General features: G+C 72.4%; 8 protein-coding genes. 2 read left to right on the top strand and 6 right to left on the bottom strand.

The window, feature by feature from the left end; all coding sequences use genetic code 11:
* Positions 1 to 212: 212 nt before the first annotated feature.
* The 6 genes from ABT129_RS37700 to ABT129_RS37675 form a co-directional block, all read right to left on the bottom strand.
* Complete coding sequence (locus ABT129_RS37700) at positions 213 to 494, bottom strand: HU family DNA-binding protein (protein ID WP_017237029.1); 282 nt, start codon at positions 492 to 494, stop codon at positions 213 to 215.
* Positions 495 to 817: 323 nt separating this feature from the next.
* Positions 818 to 2,248, bottom strand: a complete 1,431-nt coding sequence (locus ABT129_RS37695) for an NAD-dependent malic enzyme (RefSeq protein ID WP_351910731.1) — start codon at positions 2,246 to 2,248, stop codon at positions 818 to 820.
* Positions 2,249 to 2,661: 413 nt separating this feature from the next.
* Entirely contained in the window at positions 2,662 to 5,001 is a 2,340-nt protein-coding gene (locus ABT129_RS37690; RefSeq protein WP_351910729.1) for a HelD family protein, read from the bottom strand.
* 191 nt (positions 5,002 to 5,192) lie between these two features.
* Complete coding sequence (locus ABT129_RS37685) at positions 5,193 to 6,329, bottom strand: uroporphyrinogen-III synthase (protein ID WP_351910727.1); 1,137 nt, start codon at positions 6,327 to 6,329, stop codon at positions 5,193 to 5,195.
* Between the two features lie 84 nt (positions 6,330 to 6,413).
* Positions 6,414 to 7,796 (bottom strand): nitrate/nitrite transporter, encoded by a 1,383-nt coding sequence (locus ABT129_RS37680; protein WP_351910725.1) that lies wholly within the window; start codon positions 7,794 to 7,796, stop codon positions 6,414 to 6,416.
* A gap of 167 nt (positions 7,797 to 7,963) precedes the next feature.
* The gene (locus ABT129_RS37675) at positions 7,964 to 8,935 is read right to left on the bottom strand and encodes a LysR family transcriptional regulator (protein WP_351910723.1); all 972 of its coding nucleotides are present in this window, start codon (positions 8,933 to 8,935) and stop codon (positions 7,964 to 7,966) included.
* A gap of 127 nt (positions 8,936 to 9,062) precedes the next feature.
* On the opposite strand from ABT129_RS37675, the gene ABT129_RS37670 reads away from it, so the two are divergent.
* Positions 9,063 to 10,328 (top strand): MFS transporter, encoded by a 1,266-nt coding sequence (locus ABT129_RS37670; protein WP_351910721.1) that lies wholly within the window; start codon positions 9,063 to 9,065, stop codon positions 10,326 to 10,328.
* Positions 10,329 to 10,353: 25 nt separating this feature from the next.
* The gene (locus tag ABT129_RS37665; protein WP_351910733.1) at positions 10,354 to 10,602 is read left to right on the top strand and encodes a Txe/YoeB family addiction module toxin; all 249 of its coding nucleotides are present in this window, start codon (positions 10,354 to 10,356) and stop codon (positions 10,600 to 10,602) included.
* Positions 10,603 to 10,727 lie beyond the last annotated feature (125 nt).

Raw genomic sequence — 10,727 nt, 5'->3', positions numbered from 1 at the left:
GAACCTTTAATTTATTGGTTTAGCTCGTGGTGCTGGGCGCATTGGTCGTGGGGCGGGGCTGCGCGGTGGTGTAAGGGCGCCGTGGGGCCCCCGTGTGGGCCCGCACGGGCCCACAGGGCCCGCACAAGGCCCGGTACGGCCCTCACAGGCCCATGCGAAAGGGCGGCCACCCCCTGACAGGGTGGCCGCCCTTTCTGCGCCTCTGGACTGCCTTACTTGCCCTTGGCGGCTTCCTTGAGCTTCGAGCCCGCGGAGACCTTCACGCTGTAGCCGGCCGGGATGTTGATCGGGTCGCCGGTCTGCGGGTTACGAGCGGTGCGAGCGGCACGGTGGGTGCGCTCGAAGGTCAGGAAGCCGGGGATGGTGACCTTCTCGTCGCCCTTGGCGACGACCTCACCGACGGTCTCGGCGAGAGCGGCCAGCACGGCGTCGGCGTCCTTGCGGGTCACCTCGGCGCGGTCGGCCAGGGCGGCCACCAGCTCACTGCGGTTCATGTTGTTACTCCCGTGTTCTTCTTGCCTGTGAGGCGTGCCACGCGGCGGAAGCCGCGTGATTGGGTACAGCGAAGCCGATGCTGCCAGGGCCTTCGGACAGTCCCCGGACCCGGGTCTAATGACAGACCCTCGCGCCCAAACACGCATCCTGCCCCCACCAGCGGCGGGAACGCCAATCCGGCACCCCCTGGGGTCACACGAAAAGCGCCAGAGCCCCGTGGTGGTGACGTTCTGTCGACTCCGCGAAAACAAAGCGGAGCCGAAAAGCCACCCTAAAGGCGGGTTTACGGCTCCGCGAATCGCGACGCGCCGTCAGCGCCCGGTCAGCGACCGGTCGTCGCAGAGCCGGAGCCCGCGGCCTTCGCCGCGTTGCGGACCGCTCCCGCGACCGCGCCCGCGACCTTGTCGTTGAAGACCGAGGGGATGATGTAGTTCGGGTTCAGCTCGTCCTCGGAGACGACGTCGGCGAGGGCCGTGGCGGCCGCCAGCATCATCTCCGTGTTGACCGTACGGGAATGGGCGTCGAGCAGCCCGCGGAAGACACCCGGGAAGACCAGCACGTTGTTGATCTGGTTCGGGAAGTCGGAGCGGCCGGTGGCGACGACGGCGGCCGTCTGGCGGGCGGCGGCCGGGTCGACCTCGGGGTCCGGGTTCGCGAGCGCGAACACGATCGCGTTCTCCGCCATGGCGGCGACGTCCTCCGCGCCCAGCAGGTTCGGGGCCGAGACGCCGATGAAGACGTCCGCGCCGACGACGGCCTCCTTGAGGGTGCCGGTGACGCCCTCGGGGTTGGTGTTGTCGGCGATCCAGCGCAGCGGCGAGTCGGCCGGGGCGGCCACCAGGTCCTCGCGGCCCGCGTGCACGACACCGTGGATGTCGGCGACGACGGCGTGCTTCACACCCGCCGCGAGCAGCAGCTTCAGGATGGCCGTACCGGCCGCGCCCGCACCGGACATGACGACCCGTACGTCGCCGACGCCCTTGTTGACCACGCGGAGCGCGTTGGTGAGCGCGGCGAGGACGACGATGGCGGTGCCGTGCTGGTCGTCGTGGAAGACGGGGATGTCGAGGGCCTCGCGCAGCCGGGCCTCGATCTCGAAGCAGCGGGGTGCGGAGATGTCCTCCAGGTTGATGCCCGCGAAGCCGGGGGCGATGGCCTTGACGATCGCGACGATCTCGTCGGTGTCCTGGGTGTCGAGGCAGATCGGCCAGGCGTCGATGCCTGCGAAGCGCTTGAAGAGGGCGGCCTTGCCCTCCATGACGGGCAGGGCGGCCATCGGGCCGATGTTGCCGAGGCCGAGGACGGCGGAGCCGTCGGTGACGACCGCGACGGAGTTGCGCTTGATGGTGAGGCGGCGGGCGTCCTCGGGGTTCTCGGCGATCGCCATGCACACGCGGGCGACGCCCGGGGTGTAGATCATGGAGAGGTCGTCACGGTTGCGGATGGGGTGCTTGGACGCCATCTCGATCTTGCCGCCGAGGTGCATCAGGAACGTACGGTCGGAGACCTTGCCGAGGACGACGCCCTCGATGGTCCGCAGCTGCGCGACGATCAGATCGGCGTGGGCCGTGGAGGTGGCGGCGATGGTGACGTCGATCCGGAGCTTCTCGTGGCCGGAGGCGGTCACGTCGAGGCCGGTGACGGATCCGCCGGACGACTCCACCGCCGTGGTGAGCTGGGAGACCGCGGTTCCGCTCGCGGGAACCTCCAGCCGGACCGTCATCGAATACGAGACGCTGGGCGCCGTTGCCATGGCCGAGTTCCTCTGCTTTCCCTGAGCTTCGTTGCTACGCCGCCTCGGCTGGTTGCCCGGCGGCGCCCTCCGATGGTCGCACCTACCTGCCGGTAGCAGGTAATGCGGTCATTTTGTTTTCGGAAAGTAGTTTCCACCATACGAGAAGTGGCCGGGAAACAGAAGAGGCCCCTGTCACCTGGGGTGACAGGGGCCTCAACTTCGTAGCTATGCACTAAGTGGCACCGACCCGCCATGCTCGCCTCGCGGCAAGTGGTCCCTCTGAGGGACGAAGGTTGGGCCCGGGGGCTTGGATCGAGCCGGTGCCACGACAAGGCTAACAAACCACCCTGCCCGGTGATTCCAGCGCCACAGGTTGACCGGAAATCGGCCCCCGTACGGCCTCAGGACCGGGCCCCGGCGGCGGCCCCGGGTCAGTCCCGGAGCAGGTCCGGCACCCCCGCCCCGTCCGGCATGTCCGCCGCCGCCGCGACCACCGTCAGCTGCTGCGTCGCCCGGGTCAGGGCCACGTAGAGCACCCGCAGGCCGGCCGGGGACTCGTCCGCGATCTCCGCGGGCGAGACGACCACCGTGGCGTCGTACTCCAGGCCCTTCGCCTCCAGGGAGCCCAGCGCCACCACGCGGTCGCCCAGCTCGGCGAGCCAGCGGGCCGCCTCCGCCCGCCGGTTCATGGCCACGACGACACCGACCGTGCCCTCGACCCGCTCCAGGAGCAGTCGCGCCTCGGACCGAACAGTTTCGGCCAGATCGGGCTTCCCCGCCGTCTCCCGTACGGACACGAAACGGGGCTCGACGCCCGTGGAGCGGACCGCGCGGGGCGACTCCTTGCCCGGCATGGCGAGGGCGAGCACCTTGGCGGCCAGCTCGGCGATCTCGGCCGGGTTCCGGTAGTTCACCGTCAGCTCGAAGCGGCGCCGGGGCCGGGAGCCGAGCGCCTCGTCCCGCGCCTCGGCGGCCTCGTCCGGGTCCGACCAGGAGGACTGCGCCGGGTCGCCGACGACCGTCCAGGTGGCGTGCCTGCCGCGCCGCCCGACCATCCGCCACTGCATGGGCGTGAGGTCCTGCGCCTCGTCGACGATCACGTGCGCGTACTCGGTGCGCTCCGCGGCGAGCCGCTCGGCCCGCTCCCGCTGGGTCTCCTCCCGTACGGGCATGAGCTCCTCCAGACCCGTGAGCTGGTCCAGCGGGTCGTACTCCCGGCGCTTCCTCGGCCGGGCCGGGGCGCCCACCAGGGTGCTCAGCTCGTCCAGCAGGGCCACGTCGTGGACGGACAGCTCCCGGCGGCGCAGCGAACGGGCGAGCCGCCGCACCTCGCCCGGGTTCAGGATGCGGCGGGCCCAGCGGCCGAGCCGCCGCTCGTCGGCCATCGCGTCGAGGACCCGGCGCGGGGTGAGCTCGGGCCACCAGGCGTCGAGGAACCAGAGGAACGAGTCCTCCGTCGACACGTCCTCGTCGAAGGAGGAACGCAGCTCGGCGGCGAGCTCGGGGTCGCTGTGCCGGCCGGACGCGCCCGACTTGGAGTACAGCGCGTCGAGGAGCAGCCGGCGGGCGCGCGGGCGGAGCAGGTTGACGGGTGCGGTGCCGCCGAGGACGTTGTGCCGGATGCGCCGCAGCTCGTCGGCCTCCAGCTCCAGGCGGCGGCCGAAGGCGACGACGCGGAGCCGCGTCGGAGTGCCGGCGGGGACGGGGGTCTCGTCCTCCCCCAGCTCCGGCTGGGTCCTGGGCGCCGGGGTCTCCAGCGCTCCGCGCGCGGCCTTGCGGAGCACGTGGAGCATGCGGGAGGAGCCCTTGATCCGGGCGACGGCCGGATCGTCGTAGGCGGTGGCCTCGACGCCGTCGACGAGACTGCCGACGGCACGGATGGCGACCTGGCCCTCCTCGCCGAGGGAGGGCAGGACGCCCTCGGTGTACGAGACGAGGAGCGGGGTGGGCGAGACGATCAGGATGCCGCCCGCGTACCGCCGCCGGTCCTGGTAGAGCAGGTACGCGGCGCGGTGGAGGGCGACGGCGGTCTTGCCGGTGCCGGGACCCCCCTCCACGTACGTCACGGAGGCGGCGGGCGCCCGGATGACGAGGTCCTGCTCCGCCTGGATGGAGGAGACGATGTCCCGCATGGTGTGGCTGCGGGCCTGGCCGAGGGCGGCCATCAGCGCGCCGTCGCCGATGACGGGCAGCTCGCGCCCGTCGAGGGTGGCCCGCAGCTCCGGGCGCATCAGGTCGTCCTCGACGCCGAGGACCTGACGGCCCTTGGAGCGGATGACGCGGCGGCGCACGACGCGGCCCGGGTCGACCGGGGTCGACCGGTAGAAGGGCGCGGCGGCGGGCGCGCGCCAGTCGATGACCAGCGGCGCGTAGTCGGAGTCGAGGACGCCGATCCGGCCGATGTGGAGGGTCTCGCCGATCTCGGCGGTGTTGTCGGCGCGTACGGCGTCCTCGGCGGGCTCGATCGAGGTGTAGGCGCCGTCCGGGCCCTTCTTGCCGTCCTTTCCGTACAACAGGTCGATCCGGCCGAAGAGGAAGTCCTCGAACTCGTTGTTGAGCCGGTTGAGGTGGATGCCGGCCCGGAAGACCTGGGCGTCGCGCTCGGCGAGGGCGCCGGGCGTGCCGACCTGGCCCCGCTGGGCGGCGTCGTTCATCAGGAACTCCGCCTCGTGGATCTTCTCCTCCAGTCGGCGGTAGACGTGATCCAGATGTTCCTGCTCGACACCGATCTCACGGTCTCTGACCGTGTCCACGGCTTCCTGCGCGGCCACCTAAGGCCCCCTTCTGACGTGCACTGGGCAGCCGTCGAGCGTACGCCACCGGAAGGCACCGTGTCAGGCGCGATCACCGTACGGGGGTTCGGCGTCCCGAACAGCGGTCGACGGGCGCCCCCGCCGAAGCCCCGGCGCACCCTCCCCGCCCACCCCTTCCGAGGGGCCGTCGTCCGTGGGGGCGGCCGGTTCTACCCGTCGTACTTCTCGTCCGCCGAGGGGTCCAGTGCCAGCCGGTATCCCCGCTTCACCACCGTCTGGATCAGCTTCGGCGTGCCGAGCGAGGTCCGGAGGCGGGCCATCGCCGTCTCGACCGCGTGCTCGTCGCGCCCTGCGCCGGGCAGCGCGCGCAGCAGGTCGGCCCGGGAGACGACCCAGCCGGGTCGGCGGGCGAGCAGGCCGAGGAGGGCCATTCCGGCGGGCGGGACGGGCCGCAGGGCGCCGTCGACGAGGACGGCGTGGCCGCGGACCTCCACGCGGTGGCCGGCCACCGGCAGGACCCGTGAGCGGGCGGGCAGCTCCTTGCAGAGGAGCTGGACGAGCGGCCCGAGCCGGAACCGCTCCGGCTGGTACGTGTCGATGCCCTCGGCCTGGAGCGGCAGCGCCGTCACGGGCCCGACGCAGACCGCGAGGACGTCGTGCCGCAGCGCGGCGACGAGGCGTTCCCGTACGCCCTTCTCAGCGGCCCGCGAGAGCAGGGACGCGGCGGCCGGGGCGCTGGTGAAGGTGACGGCGTCCAGGCCGCCGGCGAGGGCGGCGTCGAGGAGCCGGTCGAGCGGCCCGATGTCCTCGGGCGGCATCCAGCGGTAGACGGGGACGACGACGACCTCGGCGCCGCCGGCCGTCAGCGCCTCCACGAAGCCGGGCAGCGGCTCCCCGTGCAGCTGGAGCGCGATCCGGCGGCCCTCCACGCCCTCGGCGAGGAGCCGGTCGAGGACCTCGGCCATGGACTCGGAGGTGGGGGACCAGGACTCGGTGAGTCCGGCGGCCCGTACGGCTCCCTTGACCTTGGGGCCCCGGGCGAGGAGTTCGACGTCCCGCAGGACGGCGAGGAGTTCCTCCCCGTAGCCCCAGCCGTCGGCCGCCTCGACCCAGCCCCGGAAGCCGATCGCCGTGGTGGCGACGACGACGTCGGGGGCGTGGCCGATGAGTTCCTTGGTGGCGGCGAGGAGTTCGGTGTCGTCGGCGAGGGGCACGATCCGCAGGGCGGGGCCGTGGACGACGGCCGCGCCGCGTCGGCGCAGCAGCGCGATGAGTTCGTCCGCGCGCCGCGCCGCGGTGACGCCGACGGTGAAGCCGGCGAGGGGGCCGTGTTCTTGCTCGTCCATGGGGCCAGAGCCTGACGGGGACGCGTGACGGATTCGGTTCGCCCGTATTTCCTGGTCGTTACGGTCCGCGCCGGGCACCGGGGGTCACACCTTCGCGTAGCCGGGCCGGGCCTGCGGCTCGGTGACGGTCGTGTCGGTGACGGGGGCGTCGAGGGGGACGGCGGCGGGGACGGTGAGGGGCCGGCGAAGGTATACCGCCCAGGTGACGCCCACGCAGGCCGCGTAGAAGACGAGGAAGGCGACGAAGGCGGCCGTGCCGGTGCCCGCGGTCTGGAAGGACTGGCGGAAGGCGAGGTTGATGCCGAGGCCGCCGAGCGCGCCGACCGCTCCGATGAGGCCCATGGCGGCCCCGGAGAGGCGCCGCCCGTAGGCCTCCGCGGCCTCTCCGGCGAGCCCCTGGCGGTGTCCCTGGGCGAGGAAGATCGCCGGGATCATCTTGTACGTGGAGCCGTTGCCGAGGCCGCTGAGGACGAAGAGTCCGATGAAGCCGACGAGGAAGACGGTGAGGGAGGCGATCACGGAGGCGTAGATCACCACGCCGGTCGCGGCGGCCATGGCGCAGAAGGTCCACAGGGTGATGCGGGCGCCGCCGTGCCGGTCGGCGAGGGAGCCGCCGACGGGCCGGATGAGGGAGCCGAGCAGGGGGCCGATGAAGGTGAGCGAGGCGGCCTGGAGCGGGGTGCGGCCGAACTGGGTCTGGAGCACCAGGCCGAAGGCGAAGCTGTAGCCGATGAAGGAGCCGAAGGTGCCGATGTAGAGGAAGGCCATGATCCAGGTGTGGCGGGCCCGGACGGCCTCCTTCGCGGCGCCGGTGTCGTTCTTGACCGGGGCGAGGTTGTCCATGAAGAGCGCGGAGCAGACGGCGGCGACCACGATCAGGGGGAGGTAGACGCCGAGCACGATCCTCGGGTGCATCGCCCCGGCGGTGCCGATGACGAGGAGGCCGACGAGCTGGACGACGGGGACGCCGATGTTGCCGCCGCCGGCGTTGAGTCCGAGTGCCCAGCCCTTCTTCCGGAGCGGGAAGAAGGCGTTGATGTTGGTCATGGAGGAGGCGAAGTTGCCGCCGCCGACGCCGGTGAGCGCGGCCACCAGGACGAGGGTGGTGTAGGAGGTCCCGGGCTCCATGACGGCGAAGGCGAGGCCGGTGGGCAGCAGCAGCAACAGGGCGCTGAAGATCGTCCAGTTGCGGCCGCCGAAGCGGGCGACGGCGAAGGTGTACGGGATGCGGATGAGCGCGCCGACGAAGGTGGCGGTGCCGATCAGGAAGAACTTGCCCGCCGGGTCGACGCCGTACCCCGGCCCCATGAAGAGCACCATGACCGACCACAGGCTCCAGATCGAGAAGCCGATGTGCTCGGAGAACACGGAGAAGAGCAGGTTCCGCCGGGCGATCCGCTCCCCCTTGTCGCGCCAGAAGGCCTCGTCCTCCGGCTCCCACTGTTCGATCCACCGGCCGCCGCCCATGTCGTACCTCCGCGGGTGTCGGGTCCTGGGGCGTCCACAGCCCCAGATCCACCTGCACCGACGCTAGGGAGGCCGCGTTTCGGCGCGGTGCCGCGAGGTGACGGGAGCGGAACCTTGCTCTCACCCGGAGCACGGACGCCCTGTGAGCGCCGGGGCGCGCCCCGGCCCTAGCCGCCCGGCAGTCCCGGCTCCCCGTCCGGCAGCCAGGAGTCGGCCGGGCGGGTGTGCCAGCCCTCGCGGGCGCCGATCTCGGCGGCGGCGGCCCGCAGCGCGTCGAGGCCGGGATGACGCAGCCCCTTGCGCCACACCAGGCTCACGGGTGACAGGGGTACGGGGTCGACGAGCGGCCTCAGCACGCACTCCGGCATGGGCGGGAAGTCCACGACGGCGAGCACCGGGTTGCGGTGCTTGGCCATGATGCGGCGGAACTCCTCCTTGCCGACCGCGAGCGGCGCGGGCGGGGCGATCTGGATGCCGCGCCCGGCGAAGAGGCGGACGGCGAGGTCGGTCCACTCGGGCGTGCGGTCGTTGCCCGCGCCCGCGTAGACCCGTTCCCCGGCGAGACCGGCCAGCGGCACCTCGGGAAGGCCGGCGAGCGGGTGGTCCTCGGGGAGGATGACGGCCATCCGCTCGTACCGTACGAACTGGACGTCCAGCCGCGCCCGGAGCGCCGGGTCGAGTCCCCCGTACCGACCGAAGGAGGCGTCGATCCGCCCGGCGAGGATCTCGCGCACGGCGCCGGTGAGTCCGCTCTCGTAGCGGGCCATCAGCTCCTGTTCGGGGGCGAGTTCACGGGCTCGGCGCAGGACCTCCTCCGGTGCGAGGCCGGGGCTGTTGAGGTCGACGAGGAGGGGCCGCGGCGCCCCGCGGAAGGCCTCGCTCAGCTCGTCGTGGGCGGCCAAGACCCTGCGCGCGTACGGGAGGAGCCGCTCGCCGTCGGACGTGAGGGTGACCTGGCGGGTGGTCCGTACGAAGAGCTCGGCGCCCAACTCGCGCTCCAGGCGCCGGATGTCACGGCTGAGGGCCTGCTGGGCGAGGTAGAGCCGGGCGGCGGCACGGGTGAAGTGCAGCTCCTCGGCGACGGCGACGAAGGCGCGCAGGAGCCGGGGGTCGGCGTCGTACGAGGAGGAACCGGACACGGACGCGGGAGCCGGCGGAGAGGAGGGGGAGACCGAAGTGACCACCCCGCATTTAACAACACAGCCGCGTGAATCCGCACCGAACAGGTGTTGGACCCACCACCCCCACCCGCCCGACCCTTGATCCATGCCGCAACCGGACCTCGTCCCGACCCCGGCGGGCCCGGCCCTCGCCCCCCGCTACCGCGAACGACCGACCGTCGTTCCCCGCAATCCGTACCTCCGTCTCTTCACCGTCCCCGGCACCCGCGCCTTCACCGCGGGCAATCTGATCGCCCGGCTGCCCATGGGCATGTTCGGCGTCAGCGCCGTGATCATGATCGCGGCGGCGTACGGCTCGTACGCGCTCGCCGGAGCCGTGACCGCCACCGGCATGGCCGCCGGGGCCGTCACCGCCCCCTGGATCGCCCGGCTCGTCGACCGGTACGGCCAGGCGCGGATCGCCGTCCCCGCCACCGCCTACGCGGTCCTCGGCCACCTGGTCCTGGTGCTCTGCGTCCACGGGAAGGCGCCCGTCTGGGCCCTCTTCGCCACGACCGCGCTCACCGCCACCGCCCCCAACACCGGCGGCATGTCCCGGGCCCGCTGGGCCCACCTCCTCAAGGGCGACCGGGACGCCCTGCACACCGCCAACGCCTTCGAGCAGGCCGTCGACGAGCTCTGCTTCATGCTCGGCCCGGTCGTCGCCGCGCTGCTCTGCTCGACCCTCTTCCCCGAGGCGGGCACCCTGGCCGGCGCCACGCTCTTCCTCTCCGGGGTCCTGGTCTTCGCGGCCCAGCGCTCCACCGAACCGCCGGTCGGGCCCCGTACGGCCGCGGGCTCCCCGCTGCGGATGCCCGGCATGCCGCCGTTGCTCGCCGTCTTCCTGGCCACGGGAGCCGTCTTCGGCTCCATGGAGGTGGTGACCCTGGCGTTCGTGGACGGCCCCGTCGCCGGCCCGGTCCTCGCCCTCCAGGCCGCCGGCTCCTGCGCGGCGGGCCTTCTCTACGGCCGCGCCCACCGCACCGCCCGGCTCCCCACCTGCCTGGCCGCGATGGCGCTCCTGATGACGATGCCGCTGCTCGCCGCGTCGACCGGCTCGCTGCTCGCCCTGGCCGCCGGGCTCCTGGTGGCGGGCATGGCGACCGCCCCGACGATGGTGACGGGCATGGGCCTGGTCCAGCGCCTGACACCGGCGTCCCAGCTCAACGAGGGCATGACGCTGGCCGTGACCGCCCTCCTCGGGGGTATCGCGATCGGCTCCGCCACGGGCGGCTGGGCCGCCGACCACGCACCGTTCCCCGCCTTCGGCTTCCTGATCCCGGCCGCCGCGGCGACCCTGGCCCTGACCCTGTCCGCCACGACCGGGGTGGGCCGGGCCCCGCACGGCGACCGGCGACCCCGCATTCCATAGACGCGTACACTCCTCGCCCCCGGCCATCCACGTCGACCCCGCCGCCTGGGAGGACTTCCTGTTCTGGCTCGCCTCGGACCGGAAGACGGCCCGAAGGATCACCCGCCTGATCGGCGAGATCCAGCGGGACCCCTTCAGCGGGATCGGCAAGCCCGAGCCACTGAAGGGTGACCTGTCGGGCTACTGGTCGCGGCGGATCGACGACGAGCACCGACTCGTCTACCGGGCCGACGACAAGGAAGTAAAGATCCTCAAGGCCCGCTACCACTACTGACGCACGACAGAGGCCCGGTAGCCGTCATGACGGCTACCGGGCCCGGTGCACAAAGGGGGGCTGGGGAGGCGCGGGTCAGGGCCCTAGCGGCGGGGCTGCGGGTTGGGAACAATGGTTTTAAGAGC

The sequence above is a fragment of the Streptomyces sp. NPDC002057 genome (assembly GCF_040296665.1).
Classification (GTDB): Bacteria; Actinomycetota; Actinomycetes; order Streptomycetales; family Streptomycetaceae; genus Streptomyces.
The sequence above is the reverse complement of the archived record's forward strand: the minus strand, read 5'-3'. Positions and strand labels throughout refer to the sequence as shown.

Excerpts from the sequence above, each read along its gene's own strand:
- ABT129_RS37700 (WP_017237029.1), bottom strand. The coding sequence starts at position 494 with ATGAACCGCAGTGAGCTGGTGGCCGCCCTGGCCGACCGCGCCGAGGTG.
- ABT129_RS37695 (WP_351910731.1), bottom strand. The coding sequence starts at position 2,248 with ATGGCAACGGCGCCCAGCGTCTCGTATTCGATGACGGTCCGGCTGGAG.
- ABT129_RS37685 (WP_351910727.1), bottom strand. The coding sequence starts at position 6,329 with ATGGACGAGCAAGAACACGGCCCCCTCGCCGGCTTCACCGTCGGCGTC.
- ABT129_RS37680 (WP_351910725.1), bottom strand. The coding sequence starts at position 7,796 with ATGGGCGGCGGCCGGTGGATCGAACAGTGGGAGCCGGAGGACGAGGCC.
- ABT129_RS37670 (WP_351910721.1), top strand. The coding sequence starts at position 9,063 with ATGCCGCAACCGGACCTCGTCCCGACCCCGGCGGGCCCGGCCCTCGCC.